The sequence below is a fragment of the Pelosinus baikalensis genome, from assembly GCF_020819555.1.
In the GTDB taxonomy this organism is placed as follows: Bacteria; Bacillota; Negativicutes; order DSM-13327; family DSM-13327; genus Pelosinus; species Pelosinus baikalensis.
In genome coordinates, this window is record NZ_JAJHJB010000001.1 from 91413 (window position 1) to 108432 (window position 17020).

At 38.8% G+C, this 17020-nt stretch carries 15 protein-coding genes and 2 riboswitches; of the genes, 5 read left to right on the plus strand and 10 right to left on the minus strand.

Going from position 1 to position 17020, the window contains the following annotated elements:
* From panC to LMF89_RS00385, 3 genes are read right to left on the minus strand one after another with little or no spacing between them, the layout of a single operon-like run.
* Positions 1 to 846, minus strand: coding sequence for a pantoate--beta-alanine ligase (panC, locus tag LMF89_RS00375; protein WP_229533362.1), 846 nt, complete (start codon positions 844 to 846; stop codon positions 1 to 3).
* 29 nt (positions 847 to 875) lie between these two features.
* Complete coding sequence (panB, locus tag LMF89_RS00380; protein WP_229533363.1) at positions 876 to 1715, minus strand: 3-methyl-2-oxobutanoate hydroxymethyltransferase; 840 nt, start codon at positions 1713 to 1715, stop codon at positions 876 to 878.
* Positions 1716 to 1717: 2 nt separating this feature from the next.
* Positions 1718 to 2605 (minus strand): Rossmann-like and DUF2520 domain-containing protein, encoded by an 888-nt coding sequence (locus tag LMF89_RS00385; RefSeq protein ID WP_229533364.1) that lies wholly within the window; start codon positions 2603 to 2605, stop codon positions 1718 to 1720.
* Between the two features lie 459 nt (positions 2606 to 3064).
* Between LMF89_RS00385 and LMF89_RS00390 the strand changes: the two genes are divergently transcribed.
* Both LMF89_RS00390 and LMF89_RS00395 read left to right on the plus strand, forming a co-directional pair.
* Positions 3065 to 3415: a DUF4870 domain-containing protein gene (locus LMF89_RS00390; protein WP_229533365.1), complete on the plus strand. Its 351-nt coding sequence runs from the start codon at positions 3065 to 3067 to the stop codon at positions 3413 to 3415.
* A 29-nt stretch (positions 3416 to 3444) separates the two neighbouring features.
* Complete coding sequence (locus tag LMF89_RS00395; RefSeq protein WP_229533366.1) at positions 3445 to 4296, plus strand: YitT family protein; 852 nt, start codon at positions 3445 to 3447, stop codon at positions 4294 to 4296.
* Positions 4297 to 4495: 199 nt separating this feature from the next.
* Here the strand turns inward: LMF89_RS00395 and LMF89_RS00400 are convergent, their stop codons facing one another.
* Both LMF89_RS00400 and LMF89_RS00405 read right to left on the minus strand, forming a co-directional pair.
* The gene (locus LMF89_RS00400; protein WP_007960344.1) at positions 4496 to 5083 is read right to left on the minus strand and encodes an ECF transporter S component; all 588 of its coding nucleotides are present in this window, start codon (positions 5081 to 5083) and stop codon (positions 4496 to 4498) included.
* 369 nt (positions 5084 to 5452) lie between these two features.
* Positions 5453 to 5578: riboswitch (FMN riboswitch) on the minus strand.
* A 144-nt stretch (positions 5579 to 5722) separates the two neighbouring features.
* Positions 5723 to 6985 (minus strand): Nramp family divalent metal transporter, encoded by a 1263-nt coding sequence (locus tag LMF89_RS00405; RefSeq protein ID WP_229533367.1) that lies wholly within the window; start codon positions 6983 to 6985, stop codon positions 5723 to 5725.
* A 223-nt stretch (positions 6986 to 7208) separates the two neighbouring features.
* A riboswitch (ZMP/ZTP riboswitch) is annotated at positions 7209 to 7288 on the plus strand.
* Between the two features lie 152 nt (positions 7289 to 7440).
* Between LMF89_RS00405 and pflB the strand changes: the two genes are divergently transcribed.
* Together pflB and pflA are read left to right on the plus strand one after the other, a co-directional pair.
* Complete coding sequence (gene pflB, locus LMF89_RS00410) at positions 7441 to 9672, plus strand: formate C-acetyltransferase (protein WP_229533368.1); 2232 nt, start codon at positions 7441 to 7443, stop codon at positions 9670 to 9672.
* A 197-nt stretch (positions 9673 to 9869) separates the two neighbouring features.
* Positions 9870 to 10589 (plus strand): pyruvate formate-lyase-activating protein, encoded by a 720-nt coding sequence (gene pflA / locus LMF89_RS00415; protein WP_229533369.1) that lies wholly within the window; start codon positions 9870 to 9872, stop codon positions 10587 to 10589.
* A 156-nt stretch (positions 10590 to 10745) separates the two neighbouring features.
* Here the strand turns inward: pflA and LMF89_RS00420 are convergent, their stop codons facing one another.
* From LMF89_RS00420 to trhA, 5 genes are all read right to left on the minus strand, one after another.
* Entirely contained in the window at positions 10746 to 10940 is a 195-nt protein-coding gene (locus LMF89_RS00420; protein WP_229533545.1) for a hypothetical protein, read from the minus strand.
* Positions 10941 to 11221: 281 nt separating this feature from the next.
* A complete protein-coding gene (pepT, locus tag LMF89_RS00425) occupies positions 11222 to 12463 on the minus strand; it encodes a peptidase T (RefSeq protein WP_229533370.1) in 1242 nt (413 codons plus the stop codon).
* Between the two features lie 288 nt (positions 12464 to 12751).
* Positions 12752 to 13642: a tRNA epoxyqueuosine(34) reductase QueG gene (queG, locus tag LMF89_RS00430; protein ID WP_229533371.1), complete on the minus strand. Its 891-nt coding sequence runs from the start codon at positions 13640 to 13642 to the stop codon at positions 12752 to 12754.
* Between the two features lie 338 nt (positions 13643 to 13980).
* Complete coding sequence (locus LMF89_RS00435; protein WP_229533372.1) at positions 13981 to 15291, minus strand: sensor domain-containing diguanylate cyclase; 1311 nt, start codon at positions 15289 to 15291, stop codon at positions 13981 to 13983.
* 115 nt (positions 15292 to 15406) lie between these two features.
* Entirely contained in the window at positions 15407 to 16036 is a 630-nt protein-coding gene (gene trhA, locus LMF89_RS00440) for a PAQR family membrane homeostasis protein TrhA (RefSeq protein WP_007960336.1), read from the minus strand.
* Positions 16037 to 16240: 204 nt separating this feature from the next.
* On the opposite strand from trhA, the gene LMF89_RS00445 reads away from it, so the two are divergent.
* Entirely contained in the window at positions 16241 to 16792 is a 552-nt protein-coding gene (locus LMF89_RS00445) for a cysteine hydrolase family protein (protein ID WP_229533373.1), read from the plus strand.
* Positions 16793 to 17020 lie beyond the last annotated feature (228 nt).

Consider the following 17020-nt stretch of genomic DNA (forward strand, 5'->3'; position numbering starts at 1 on the left):
TTATCCCTCCAAAATGATGTTATCAATTAAACGAGTGCTGCCAATGCGCACGGCTAAGGCTAGAAGAGCTTTACCGATAATCTGGTCTATATTTTCTAATAGCGGATAACTGTGTATTTCTACATAATCAATCTGCGCCAGTTCTTCCAATTGGATGTTTGCTATCACCTGCTGCCTGATGACTTCTACGTTCATCTCACCACTAGCAACAAGCTGCTTGGCCAGCAGCAAGCTACGAGACAGCACCAATGCCGCTCTGCGTTCTTTAACAGATAAGAAAGCATTCCGCGAACTCATGGCGAGTCCATCTTTTTCCCGCACAATAGGTACAATCTCAATGACTACATTCATATTTAAATCAGAAGCCATACGCTGAAGCACCAACACCTGCTGGGCATCTTTTTGACCAAAAAAGGCTGCCTCAGGCTCAATGATATTAAGTAACTTAGCTACAACAGTTGCTACGCCACGAAAATGACCTGGACGGGACAAACCGCATAGTTTCTGAGTAATGCCATCAACCTCTACAAAACTGCTATATCCCTTGGGATACATTTCTTGTACTTGGGGATGGAAAATGACATCTACCCCAGCAGTACCCGCTTGAACACTATCGCCAGTTAAGTCTCTTGGATACTTAGCATAATCTTCATTAGGACCAAATTGGGTAGGATTCACAAAAATACTCACTACAACGACATCACACTGTTTTTTGGCCTGACGCATTAACGCAAGATGTCCTTCATGCAAGGAGCCCATGGTGGGTACTAAGCCAATTGACAAGCCTTTTGCTTTTACTTGCTTAACAAAAATCTTCATTTCCTCTATGGTTTCAATAATTCTCATGATTTCATTCCCTTTCTTCCTCAGCTGCCTTAGTATAATTTTTCTAAGATGCCATCAGATATTTTGAAACTATGCTCCGCCGAAGGAAATATTTTTTCTGCCACTTCCTTTTTATAGTCGGCTACTGCTTGCGCTATTGCTACATGCAATGCAGCATATTGCTTCACAAATTTAGGAGCAAACCCAGGATATAAGCCGAGCAGATCATTGATGACCAATACCTGACCATCACAGTGCGCACCTGCGCCGATACCAATGGTTGGTATATTGAGTTGCTGAGTTACTTTTTGTGCTAGTAAGGCTGGCACACATTCTAGAACAACAGCAAAAGCTCCGCTTTCTTCTAGAATCTTGGCATCATTAAGCAGTTTTTGTGCTCCTTTTTCTTCTTTTCCCTGTACTTTAAAACCGCCCAAACTATGAACTGACTGGGGGGTTAAACCCAAATGTCCTACTACAGGAATCCCGGCAGCAACTATTTTCTTTACTGCTTCAGCAATTTCACTGCCGCCTTCTAATTTAACAGCTTGGGCACCTGTTTCTTTCATAATCCTGCCTGCATTGGCTATTGCCTGTTCTGTGGAAACCTGATAGGACATAAAGGGCATATCTACAACTACCATTGCTTTTTTTGCCCCTCGGCATACTGCTTTTCCATGATGAATCATATCCTCCATCGTAACAGGCAGAGTCGAATCATATCCCAATATCACATTTCCTAAAGAATCGCCTACTAATAGCATGTCAATCTGGGCATCATCAAGAAACTTTGCCGTAGAAAAATCATAAGCTGTTAGCATGGTAATGGCTTTTCCCTCTATTTTTCGCTGCTGAATCACTGTCGTTGTAATCTTTTCATTGCTACTCATGATTATTTCCCCCTGTTATCACTTCTTACTATTTCTTCTATGCTCGCAGCTTGTTCCTGATCAATTGTACCTTTCTCTAAGGCAATCTTCAGAGTATACATCCCAAGCTCCCGATATAGACTCTTATCTCTTTCATTTTCCAAAGCCTTCAAGTGCGCCTTTACCGTAATACCATCTCCACGACTAATTGGGCCAGTCAGCCCTTGGACCACTCCCATTTCCTTTATGTTCTGCAGGGTTCCTTCCAGCAACGGCAATAATGCGGCTAAAGCTTCCTCAGAAGATAAACCAAATTTTCCACACAGCCGACTTGCCCAGTGCATCAAGGAAACCGTGTAGTTCGATACAATGCAAGCAGCCCCATGATAAAAAGACTTATCTGTATCTAAAATATGAAAACTTATTCCTCCTAGATCATTCACAATTTTTTCAGCTTGCTGTATGACCTGAACCTGTCCGCTTAAAGCAAAATATATGCCCGCTAACCTTTCACTAGTATGCTCTTTATTTGCAAAGGATTGCAGCGGATGCATACAGCCAATCCACGCTCCTTGCTCTTTTGCTGGCATGAGTACTTCCGCTGGCAGACATCCTGAAGTATGAAGCACCATTTGCCCTCTTTTAAAACCATTCTCTCTGGCTATTTGTGCTGCAACTTCCCCAATACAACGATCAGGTGTTGTAATGAATAGTATCTCAGCATCTTGCATCAAATCGGCTGCTTTTACTCTCGCGTCTACTCCCAATTCCCTAGCCAGCTGACTTGCTGATTCTAGAGTATTACTGACAATTCCAGATAATTGATACCCCCTATCAAATAATCCTCGTGCCAACACACTACCCACTTTTCCAGCTCCAACAATACCTACTTTCGGCTTTTGTACGTTCATATTTCCTCCATTTACCTAGCAGCATACTCTCTTTAATAGCCGTGATCAGGCAAAGATGAGACTTTCCAAGAGACTACTTGGCAGCCAAAGGAAAAGAAAATATAAAAAAGCCTTCCGGAGCTTGTCCGAAAGGCATACTTTTCCCATGCAACCTCCCGTCTCAGTCCATTAAAAGATCTAAGCGGCTATAATTCGATATGAAACTGTGGAATACTATAGCAACAAGTTCTTTTTACAGTATGGTTCATAACTGATACCACCTAAAGAACACTTCGCCATTTTAACTACAAAACGATAATATCATAAACCATAATAAAAACACAAGGATTTTATATGACAAACTCATTACTTTTAACTTATATGATTATGTTTTATTGACAAGTATACATAACTGAAAATCTTCGAATAAGATATACAAACGATCGAACCTACTATAAAATATATTTAGGAGGTGTTCTTATGAACGAAATAACAGGAGAACAAAAACTCTTAGCTATTTTAGCCCATATATCCTATTTCCTAGGAGGATTGGGCTTTATTATTGCACCATTAGTCATCTTCTTATTAAAAAAAGACGACGCTTTCGTCTTTCATCATGCCAAACAGGCTCTCGTTGCCCATTTGAGCATACTGGCTGCATCCTTCATTGTTAGTTCCTTATGCATATTAATAATTGGTGTCTTTCTGCTTCCTATCGTAGGTCTTTTGTGGCTTATTCTGCTCGTAACATCTATTATTGCAGCAAGTAAAGCTTTTTATGGCGAATCCTATCAATACCCTTTTATCCAAAAACTGCTCAATAAACTCTAGATCTTTCATTTTATACTAGGAGGAACTACATGCGTTATAAAATTTATCAGTATCTTTCTGTTGGTATTGGCTGCCTGGTAAGCGCTGTTGCGATCAATAGTTTTCTCGTACCTCACCACTTGTTAAGCGGCGGAGTAAGCGGGTTAGCCATTATCTTTTATTATCTAGCTGGCTGGCCTATTGGTCTGCAAATCTTTGCAATGAATCTCCCCCTCTTCTATGCTGCTTATCGGTTCATTGGAAAAGAATATTTTTTAAAGACCATTTATGGAGCGGTACTTTATTCCTTCTTCGTAGATGCAACGGGCTACTTGTCAAATTTTATGGTCGTGGATGATCCGATCCTCTCTGCCATTACTGGCGGTATTGTTACAGGCATTGGCTCAGGTCTTATATTTAAGGCCAATGGCAGCGGCGGAGGGCTTGATGTCGTTTCCAGCATCCTCAAAAAATACTATTCTTTGAATGTAGGTATTGCCTCTTTTTCGGTTAACTGTGTGATTATGGTGATTGCTGCCATTCTCTTCGGCATTAAACTTGCCATATTAACCCTTATTTCCATGTTCATTGCAGCCAATATTACGGATAATGTGGTGGGAGGATTTAACCGTAAGAAAACCGTATATATCGTCTCTTATAAAACCGATGAGATTATTAAAGTCATTTTGAAAGAGGTAGGGCGAGGCGCAACGATCCTCCATGGAGAAGGTGCCTTTACCCGCCAAGAAAAACAAGTGATTTTTGTAGTCGTAAGTTTGACCCAAATTGGTCAGATTAAACTTCTCATCCAAGATGTAGATCCCAACGCCTTTATGATCGTTCAAGATGCTGTAGAAGTTCTAGGGAGAGGCTTCACACTGCCTGGATACAAGCAACTATAAAAACGAATTGAAATGAACCGCAGAGGCGCAGAGAACACAGAGAAAAAATAATTAATAGCGTTAGAAAATGCCCCTCAGCGCACTCTGCGTCTCTGCGGTTTAATCATTTTTTCCCTGCGCCACAAAGCTACGTCAAAAGGCTATCTATACTGACAGAGTAGCCTTTTAGTATTCTTTTATTCGATGGCCAAAGCCATGCTTATCTTTCGCATAATACAGGGAAAAGCTTCTTGTAAATCATCAATGTAAGAAGAGACATGGCAATTCCTTTTATCATATTAAAGGGTGCAATCCCCAGGGCAATGAAGGATTTTAAATCAACAATCTGGGGATTTGCGATTGTTCCTAAATTAATAATTTGCTCTAAGGGAAAATGCAGCACAGCTTGATATAAAGGCAACAGAATAAAATAATTCAGCAAAGACGCTGAAAACATCATAGAGAGGGTTCCAATAAGGAGAGAAACCACAGCCCCCGTAGGGCTCTTATGGCGCCGATACAAATAGCTCGCCGGCAGAATAAAAGCCACTCCCACCAAGAAATTAGCAATCTCCCCAATTCCCATTGTCTGCGTATTCGCAGCATGTAATACGTTTTTAATTAATTCAATAGCAACCCCTGCCATAGGTCCAAGTACAAACGCTCCAATAATCGCAGGCAATTCACTGGCATCTAATTTTAAAAAACTAGGCATCATCGGCAACGGCACTTCAAAAAACATCAAGATTACAGCAATTGCTGATAAAATCCCAATTTTAGTAATATATCGCGTATTAGCAGAAATCATATCCAATCCCCCTATAAAAGTAATCGTTAAAATCAACTTATACAAATAAGAAAAATGCTACGCATCCTTTAAAACAGATAAAACATAATCGAACCACAAAGACGCAAAGGACACAAAGGGTTTTATTTATATTTTTTTGTGCACTCCTTTGTGTGTCGCATCAGCGACATTGTGCCTTTGTGGTTCATAAAATCTCATTTTTTTCCACCTATTAAACTATATTTTCTCTACTTATCAAAAAAAATCCCCGAAATGTCTTCGGGGATTTAATCACTACATGCAAACACATCTTTAATGTCGGCTTACTAAGCCCCATACACGGATGTATCTCCAGAAAGTTAAACTTTCCGTTATACATACAATGTGCTGCTTTCTCTTCTTACATCCAGACTATACTGTCGGCTTTGGAATTACACCAAATCTGCCTTACGGCTCGTGGGCTTGCAGAATCTGCTTACCACCGGTCGGGAATTTAACCCTGCCCTGAAGATATTTCAATTTATTTAATTTTAGCCCCAGAGATAATCATTATCACCGAGTGATGATGATGGATTCATTGTAGCAAATTTGCTGCCTCTTTGCAAGTTAAAAAGTAATACGAAAAACGTGACTCATCTTTTCTTACTCTTTCTTACACCATTATTTAATAAAATCCCACAGCAACATCATATTCAATGCGGAAACAATAAGGCCGATACACCATAGCACGATTTGCTGTAAGCCTGTATTTGCATATTTTCCCATGACCTTTGTGGATGATGTCAAATAAATCTGCAAGAATATCGTCCAAGGCAATTGAATGCTAAGAAACATTTGGGAATATACCAGCCCCTGAAACGGGCTTTCGATAAAAAAGATGACCACAACTGCCAGACCATAGGTAATCGCTACTCCCATCCAAGAGTGACGGTCCTTAATATCATAGGGTTCTCTAAAGATTCCTGCAAAGATACTACCACCAGCCATACCTGCAGTAACGGTGGAAGAAATGCCTGCAAATAAAAGAGCGATCGCAAAAACAACCGCTGCAGCGTTCCCCAGTAAAGGCCGCAACATAAATTCTGCTTGCTCTAATTCATCAACAGATACCTGATTGCTAAAAAATACGGCAGCAGCAACCAATATCATAGCACTATTAATGGCCCAGCCAATACACATAGAAAATAAAGTATCTGCAAACTCATACTTTAACTGACGCTTGATCACAGCATCATCTTCTAAATTCCATTGCCTGCTTTGAATTACTTCAGAGTGCAAAAACAAATTATGAGGCATGACCACTGCCCCAAGTACACTCATGACTACTAACATGGCTCCATCCGGAATAACAGGTGTTACCCATCCAATAGCGGCTTCGGACCACTCAATATTGACTAAACTTAGTTCAAATAAGAAAGCTACACCAATGATAGAAACAAAACCCATAATCCATTTTTCCAGTCTTTTATAGGAATTCGCCCATAACATCAAGCCGCAGCCTATGCCTGTTAATAAGGCTCCAATTTTCAGAGGAACATGAAATAGCATATGTAAGGCAATGGCAGCACCTAATATTTCAGCCATACCAGTGGCCACTGCCGCCGTTATTGCCGAAAACAATACCGTTCTTGATACTAAGGGCCGCAGATATTCAGTAGCTGCTTCCGATAAGCATCGCCCCGTAACAATTCCTAAATGAGCTACATTATGCTGCAAGACGATTAACATAATGGTAGATAAGGTTACCATCCAAAGCAATTTATAACCATATTCTGCCCCTGCAGCTAAATTGGCGGCCCAATTCCCAGGATCAATAAATCCGACGGTTACCAGTATCCCTGGTCCAATATATCGTAATATCTCCCTGGCCCTTAGATTCAGCCCATGCTCTTCCTGAAAAAAGCCCTTCATTCCTTTGAGCATAAACAGATTCCCCTTTTTATTGTAATATCGCTTAGGTATTGTCTCATTTAGATTATTATTAGTATTTATTCTTTATTCATCAATTTATCCCTCTTTAAAATATAAGAAAACCATTATTATAAAATAATGATCCATTCTATCGATTTATATCTCAATAATTTATATTGACAAGACCTTAAGAAAAAGATAAAATTTGTTTCATAAGAAATACCTATATTTCATAAAACGGATACAGAACTGGCGGATCGTGGAATAACCACAAGGGACTGTATCTTGAATTAGCCGACCGCCTGGGCATAACTTACTTAGTTGTGCCCAGGCGGTCTTCTCTATTTAAAAACTAAATAAATCATAAAAATTATTTAGTATATGATTTATATCATAGGCAAAACATGATAATACGGTTATAATAAAGTTAATTGATAATAATTATCAATTCAAGGAGGAATCACAATATGAATCAAGCATGGAAGGATTTTAAACCAGGTAAATGGCAGACCTCGATTAACGTACGAGATTTTATTCAACATAACTATACCCCTTACGAAGGCAATAGTGATTTTTTAGCTCCTGTAACGCCTCGCACTAAGAAATTATGGGACAAATGCAGCTCATTATTATCCCAAGAGCGGGAAAAACAAGGTGTATTAGATGTTGATACCGATATTGTTTCCACAATCACTTCTCACCAGCCAGGGTATATTGAAAAAGAGTTAGAAATCATTGTTGGTTTGCAAACAGATGCCCCTCTTAAGCGAAGTGTTATTGCCAATGGCGGCGTTCGAATGGCTGAGCAAGCTTGCGAAGCTTATGGCTATAAGCTGAATCCTGCTATAAGTGATATTTATCGTAACCATGTTACCACACATAATACTGCTGTATTTAATATGTATACAGATGAGATGAAAAAAGCCCGCAAATTAGGAATTATTACTGGTTTACCTGACGGTTATGGCCGAGGACGCATTATTGGCGATTATCGCCGCATAGCACTCTACGGAGTCAATCATCTATTAGAAGCTAAAAAAGCTGACTTACAAGGTCTTGCCAATCAACCAATGGATGAAAAGACACTGCGCTTGCGCGAAGAGGTATCGGCCCAAATTGCAGCTCTTAAAGATCTAATGCTTATGGGAAAATCCTATGGTTTTGATATTAGCCGCCCGGCTGAAAATGCTCTAGAAGCCGTCCAGTGGTTATATCTTGGCTATCTTGCTTCTATTAAAGAACAAAATGGTGCTGCTATGTCCATTGGTCGTGTATCCACCTTCCTTGATATTTATCTTGTTAGAGATTTATCCAATGGTAAGCTGTCAGAAAGTGATGCGCAGGAGCTCATTGATCAAATGGTCATTAAGTTACGTTTAGCCCGTCATTTGCGTACACCTGATTATAATGAGTTATTTGCTGGTGATCCATTATGGGTAACAGAAGCGATTGGGGGCACGGGACTGGATGGCCGTACCTTAGTAACTCGTACTTCTTATCGAATCTTACACACTTTATATAATTTGGGTCCTGCTCCTGAACCGAATTTGACTATTTTATGGTCAGTAGATCTGCCAGCTGATTTTAAAAAATTCTGCGCAAGAGTCTCATTAGATACTAGCGCTATCCAATATGAAAATGACGACATTATGAGACCTGTATATGGTGATGATTATGCGATTGCCTGCTGCGTATCAGCAATGCGGGTCGGTGAACAAATGCAGCTTTTTGGTGCTAGAGCGAATTTAGCAAAAGCCTTACTATTAGCAATTAACGGCGGTCGTGATGAAAATAGCGGCGAACAACTGGCACCTGTTATGCCAATTCCTGTCGGAGAGTATTTAGACTACGATATTGTTAGGAGCAACTTATCAAAAGTTCTTAGCTGGCTCACTGGCTTGTACGTAAATACAATGAACCTGATTCACTTTAGTCATGATAAATACGCGTATGAAAGAGCACAAATGGCGCTGCATGATACCGATGTTAAACGCATCATGGCCTTTGGCGTAGCTGGATTATCAGTAGCAACTGACTCCTTAAGTGCTATCCGCTATGGGAAAGTGAAGCCACTGCGTGATGAAACAGGTCTTGCTAAAGACTTTGTTATTGATGGGGAATTTCCATTCTACGGTAATGATGATGATCAGGTTGATACTTTGGCAACAGAATTAAGCCAAGAATTCAGTCAAAAATTAAAAGAACACGCTGCTTATCGTGATGCGGAACATACATTATCCATACTTACTATTACCTCTAATGTTATGTATGGTAAAAAAACAGGTGCAACTCCTGACGGACGTAAAGCAGGTCAAGCATTTGCCCCGGGTGCCAACCCAATGCACGGTCGAGACAAAAAAGGAGCACTCGCTGCTATGCAGTCCATCTGCAAACTATCTTATGATGATTGTCGTGATGGTATCTCCTACACTTTCTCCATTCTTCCTGCTACCTTAGGAAAAACAGCAGATACCAGAATACAAAATTTAGCAGGTATACTAGACGGCTACGCAGCCAACCAAGGACACCACATTAATGTAAATGCCTTGGACCGCAGCATTTTAGAAGATGCAAGAAAGCATCCTGAAAAATATCCTCAACTGACCATTCGGGTATCAGGCTATGCCGTTAACTTCATCAAACTCACCCCCGCCCAACAGGCAGAAGTAATTGACCGCACATTCTATGAGTCATTGTAAGAAAAATTCCAATAAATCAATGGAAAGTCTCAAAATACGATTAAAAAGATAATTTGAACCACAAAGACACTAAGGACACAAAGTTTTTTTCACAAAGGGTCTATAAAAATAGTCTTTTGTAGTCCTCTTTGTGTGCCGCAATAGCGGCATTGTGTCTTTGTGGTTTAATTATTCTTTAACACTGGGAGATGTTCATTATGCAAGGATATTATCATTCTATAGAACACTTTGGGACTGTCGATGGACAAGGCATTCGTTATGTATTATTTTTATCAGGCTGTCAATTGCGTTGTCGCTTCTGCCACAATCCTGATACTTGGCAGCAAGGCTGTCAATCCATTACCACGGAACAGATTCTAAAAGACCTATTACATTATCGCCACTTTTACGATGCCTCTAGCGGAGGAATTACAGCAAGCGGTGGTGAACCATTGCTTCAGTCTCAATTTCTTGCCGAACTATTCTCCTCCTGTCAAAGCCATAATATCCATACTACCATTGATACTGCTGGATATTATGATCAAAAGCACCTCACTGCTGTTTTGCCCTATACCAATGCAGCATTATTTAGTATAAAAGCTGTAGATCCCCAAAAGCACCGTTGGTTAGCAGGGTTTGATAATCAGCAGATTCTTGAAAATTTAAACTATGTAGCCCAGTCAATTCCCATAACGTTACGCTATGTAATCATCCCAGGACTCACCAATTCATTAGAAGATTTACAGGCACTTGCTGGTCTTGTTCATACTCTGCCGGCTTTAGTTCCTGTAGAATTGCTGCCCTATCACTCTTTAGGACGGCACAAATGGAAAACACTGAATATGAAATACACCTTAGATGATGTCCCTGATGCTACCACCCAAGATATAGTAATTGCCACCAATATCCTAAAATCGGAAGGTATTATTATAGTATAAGAAAACGCTGACGCGTCCTTTAAAATATATAAAAAAAGGAACCACAAAGACGCAAAGGACACAAAGGGGTTATTTATAACTTATTATTGATTCTCCTTTGTGTACCGCAGCAGCGGCATTGTGCCTTTGTGGTGTGAATGCTTTCCAGCAACTTAGTTATATGAAAACCTTGATCAACGCCAAAACTGCTATTGTACCTCCAGTCCATATGATCCATTTAGAAACATTCCATTTCCCTGCTGTTGCTTGTACTTGATCATCTATAATTGTCCCCACTTCTTTTATTTTTTCCTCTGCGTCTTTTATGAGTTGTTCTACGTCCTTACTACTTCTCTCAAAATTATTTCTCATATATTTCACCTTGTCACCCCCTTTTTCGTAACGATTCCTGAAACCAATTACTTACCATACTATATGCATTATGTATAGTAGATGTTCTTATTGTAAATCTCAAGAAAAATAATAACACTTCTTCATTAAAAAAATAAAACATTTTGAACCGCGAAGATACGAAGAATCGAAAGACTATGAAGGATATGAAATAACATACTATCTCTTCGTGTCTTTTGTTTTCTTCGCGACCTTCGCGGTTCAAAATGTTTTTCGATATTATCTCTATTTAATTCTGTTTTCTATTTTAGTTTTCCTACTTTACGAATAATCTCAACAACAGTCTCAGCCGATTTAATTAAAGATGTTACTGGCAGAAATTCATATTTACCATGAAAATTGTGTCCGCCAGTAAATAAATTTGGGCAAGGTAATCCCATAAAGGATAAGCGGGCCCCGTCCGTACCACCTCGAATTGGCTTTATACTTGGCTTTACGCCGACTGTTTCCATAGCCTCACATGCTAAATCAATAATATATTTAACAGGCTCAACTTTCTCTCTCATATTATAATAAGAGTCCTTAATCTCGATTGTCGCAGTCCCTGCACCATATTTCACATTCAAAAATGCTATCATTGATTCCAACAACGTTTTACGGTTTTCAAATTTTTGACGGTCATGGTCTCGTATTAATATATGTAAGGAAGCCGTCTCTACAGCGCCGCTAAGTTTATGGGCATGAAAAAAACCTTCATAACCATCTGTATATTCTGGACTTTGACCTGCTGGAAGCATCTGCTGATATTCAGCGGCTATGGATAGTGCATTGACCATTTTCCCTTTAGCCGTCCCAGGGTGAACACTTCTTCCTTGAATGAAGACGGTTGCATTGGCAGCGTTAAAATTCTCATATTCAATCGCTCCAAGCTCCCCACCATCAACGGTATAAGCAAATTCTGCACCAAAAGCTGTTACATCAAATAAATCAGCTCCCCGCCCAATCTCTTCATCAGGTGTAAAGCCAATACGCACCTTGCCATGAGGAATTTCCGGATGACTCAATAAATACTCTACAGCACTGACAATAGCACACATGCCAGCCTTATCATCAGCTCCTAATAGTGTCAATCCGTCCGTAACCAATAACTCTTGCCCAATATAGTTCGCAAGTTCAGGAAAATCTTTTGGGGAAAGCAGGATCGACTTTTCGGAATGAAGTACAATATCCCCGCCATCATAATTTTGTACCAAACGAGGTTTGACTGGACCGCCAGCCATATCGGGACTCGTATCTACATGAGCAATGAAGCCAACTACTGGAGCTTCTTGACAGCCATTGGCTATTAAGGTAGCTGTGACATAGCCATTTTGATCCACTTGTACATCAACTAACCCCAACTTCCTTAACTCTTCTGCCACATATTGAGCTAAGTCCATCTGCCCCCTTGTACTGGGGCAATGGGTTTGCTCCCCATCAGATTGGGTATTAAAACCAGCATACTCGATAAATCGTTGTACTAACTTCTCTTTATTTGATTCCATTTCATACACCTTCCCTTCCGTATTATATATTTTTTTGATAAATTAAAAAACCGATAAAACGAATGGAACCACAAAGACGCAAAGGACACAAAGGGTTTTTATTTATTTTTTCGTGTACTCCTTTGCGTGCCGCGTTAGCGGCATTGTGCCTTTGTGGTTCATATAATCTCATCTTTTTCGCACCTAAAAACTTATACTTTCTATATCTTATAAAAAACGATTACACAACAGTCATCACCTATGGATATCCTTTTATTCATCAGTGACAAACTATTAATCCATAAGTTTTTAATGCATTATATATTCAAAATTTCTTACAAGCAATTTTCTGCCTCGCCAGCTAAAAGCCCGACCCCCATATCTTCTGCTAAACTCTTTATTTGATATACTCATCAATTCTTCATAGCTTAGTTGCTGCACAATATTCTCCTGGAATTCTCTTATGTTAGATAAGACAATTTGAGAATTATGAGGACACACATCCTGACAGCTATCACAGCCAAAAACTAGATTCGTCTTTTTTATAATCTTGATTTCGTCTTCTGTCAATTGCCCTTTTTTTTGCGTCAGATACGATTTGCATCTTCTTGGATCAATGGCAAAGTTACCAAGAATAATCTCTCCCGGGCATGCTTTACTGCATCGGCCGCATTGCAGACAAGTACGCTGTAATGGTTTATCAACTGTAAAAGGATAATTGGTAAGAATATAACCGATTGCTACATAGGAGCCATATTTTTCAGTAATAATATGGCTGTTTATCCCATAAAATCCGAGTCCGGCTAAATATGCCAAATAACGATCAACTAAAGGTCCATTATCAACATAAGCCTTATATTCAAATTCAGGCAACTGTTTCGTTAAGAAACTTCCTATTGTCTCTAATTTATCTCTTATAACTGTATGGTAATCCAGCCCATAGGTATATCTAGCGATATTTGCTTCTGGCTGCTCTCCAACATAATAAGGAAATATGCATACAATAATCGACTGTACATTTTCCATTGTTACCTTAGGATCAATTCTCTTTTTAAGATCTTTTTCCTCAAATTCCGTATACTGCCCTTTATCAATACGCTCTTTTAAAATCCTTTCTAATTCCCAATAAGGTCCAATGCCTGCTATGCCCATGCATTCAATATGAATTGAATTACAAAAATTCCTTAACATCTCTTTCATCTGGTGCATCTCCATTTTACTGATCAAATCTTGTCTTCTATTATAATACCAAAAGAAAGACTTTCCTATTTGCTTTTTATTTATATAATGCATTAAAAATGGATCTCCAGCAAAAACTGTAAGATCCAATTTTATGATAAGAAAACGATGAGGCGTCTTTTAAAACATATAAAACGAATTGAACCACAAAGACGCAAAGGACACAAAGGGTTTTATTTTTATATTTTTTGTGTACCTCCTTTGTGTGCCGCATCAGCGGCATTGCGTCCTTTGTGGTTCATACAATCTTATATTTTTCCACTATAAAACTTATACTTTACAGCATCATAGGAAAGCGATTACGCTTGATCAGAGAATCGGTAGGCATTTTTGCCAGATGCTTTGGCTTGATACATGGCATTATCGGCCTTCTTGACTAAGCTGTCTACATCCTCTCCATCCGTAGGATAAAAACTGATTCCAATGCTGCTGGAAATGGTCACCGTACATCCTAATAACTCAAAGGCCTGATTTAATTGCTTTTTTATTTTTGCAGCAACGATTTCAACATCCGCACTCTTCGCAACTTCCGGCAGAATTAAGGTAAACTCATCACCGCCCATCCGGGCAACAATGTCGCTTTCCCTTACACATTCTTTTAAACGATCAGCAACTGCTTTCAGCAGCAAGTCTCCTTTGTCATGCCCTAAGTTATCATTTACATGTTTAAAACCATCAAGATCAACATACATCACAGCCATCATATGATGATAGCGTTTCGCCAAGGCAAGACATTGATTGATCTTCTCATAAAATAATATACGATTGGGCAAACCAGTCAAACCATCGTGATAGGCATGAAAGCGAATCTTTTCCTCATATTTCATACGTTCTGATAAATCTCTAAAGATTCCGCAATACATAGTTACCTTACCTAATTCATTCTTAACAGCATCAATTACTACCCATTCAGAATAATGTTCACCATTTTTCCGTTTATTTATAATCTCGCCTCTCCACTGTCCATCTGTATGTAACGAATTCCAGATATCCTGATAGAATTCCTCTTGATGCCTGCCTGATTTTAATATCCCAGGCGTCTTTCCTACGATCTCATCCATGGAGTATCCCGTATGCTTTGCAAAAGCGGGATTCACATATTGAATAATCCCTTTTATATCAGTCACCAAAATACCATCGCTGGCATGTTCAAACACTTGTAAAGCCAGCTGCAAACGATTGCGCATTTGCTGCAATTCCGTTATGTCCTTTAACGTAATCATTAAATATTTTTCACTATCACGTTGGGCAACTTTAAAGGAACTGCCAACATAGAGCATCTGTCCATCTTTACACCAATATTGACGTAAACCGATTTCTAGCAGCCCATGATTTACGATTTTATGAATATTAGCGTTTACCTCTTCCACTTCAGCGCCAATGATATCATATATAGAAAAATTACCTAAATCTTCAACATCATACTTTAGTAATTTTAAAAAAGCATGAGTAGCATCCACAACGATCTTTGTATCCACATGGATAACATATGTTTTTTCAAGACTATCTTTATCTAATGAACAACAATAGTACTTCGTCCCAGGAAAGTGCTGTATATCGCGGCTACTTCTACATAAAAATGCTTTGTGAAAATTGAATGTTTTCAACATATGCCTCCTGTATTCTTTTCTAGGATCAGCACTTTGCATAATCTTGTATATAATTTCGCCCAATTATGAGCAACACCTTCTAATCTTTTTACTGTATATCAACTTTTTTTGTCAGCTAAGAGCGCAATGGAACTGGCAGAATATAAAAGAATACAGCAATAAAATGAGATATGCTCCCTGCTAGAACAAACAAGTGCCAGATGGCATGATTATAAGGTATCTTTTTCCACAGATAAAAAATACTTCCTAATGTGTAAAATAAACCACCCACCAGTAGCCAAGTCATCCCTAAGGCAGGGACTGTTGCAATCAGAGGTTTGATCGCAAAGACAATAAACCAACCCATGCCAAGGTAGCACAAGGTAGAGATAATGTTAAACCGTCCAGCAAAAAAGATTTTCAAAACAATTCCAATCATAGCAAGCCCCCATACAACACCAAAAACAGTCCATCCCAGTACACCATGAAGTGGTACCAAAGTAAATGGTGTGTATGTCCCTGCAATAAGTAAATAAATAGCAGAATGATCCAGGATCTTAAAGATTCTCTTTATTCTTTCATTCGTAAAGCTATGATAAAGGGTCGAAGCCAAATACAACAACACCAATGTCGTACCATAAATACTGAAACTAACAATATGCCAAATATCTCCATGTAAATAAGCCAATACCGTTAACAATACTAATCCTGCAACCGCTAATAAAGTACCAATACCGTGAGTAACCGCATTCATAACTTCTTCCATTTCAACCTCCTAAAAGCTAGATTTTAATCTATTACTTAATAATAAATATTATTTAATCCTTACTTATAAATTATATCATATTTAGGAAGACCATACATATAAGAATAGTTCTCAATTTTAAAAATAATCTTCTTTTTTTGCGCAGGAGTGCATTGAATCTTGTCGTATTTATACTATAAATACTATGACAAAGAGGTGTTTTATATGAAGCCGGCTCTTTTAGTAATTGATGTGCAAAAAGCATTCTTCAAAAACCCTGAAACCACCCAATCTCTCAATCAGGCAATTGCCCAAATTAACATGGGAATTGAATTATTTAGAGAAAAAAGATTACCAATTATTTGTATTCAGCACATGGTAAAAGAAAATGGTCTGCTGCCAGGTACAGAAGGGTTTGATCTGCCAGAATCTCTTGGGATTCTACCTACAGATCCTCACATTCATAAGACCTATGGCAACGCTTTCAATAAAACCTCCTTAGAGGCATTATTGCGTGAACTGCATGTTGATACTCTCATTATTACAGGATATTGCGCGGAATATTGTGTCTTTTCTACTTATCGAGGCGCCCTTGATCTTGATTTTACCCCTGTCCTACTGCGTGGTGCTATCGCCAGCCGCAGCCCAGCTAATATTCCTTTTGTTGAAAATGTGAATGATATCATTTCTTATGGCATTTTAAAAAAGCTTTTAACATCCTTTAAAACAAGCCAGGATAACAATCAAGAATATTATAACCTTAAAAAAATGCTATAAAAATAGACTGCCCAATTTTGTGGCAGTCTATTTTCACTTTATTACCAAAATCACATTTTTTTCTATAAAAACTCTTACATTTTAATGCCTGTCTACCAATATCCAAGAACTTTCCACCAAACGCCCCCGATACTGAACTAAAGGGAGGAAGAATGTTTTGTTCATTGAGTTCATAATGACATAAAGAAGTCTATGATTCAAAGCCAGTTTTAACTTCAGCTGAATCAT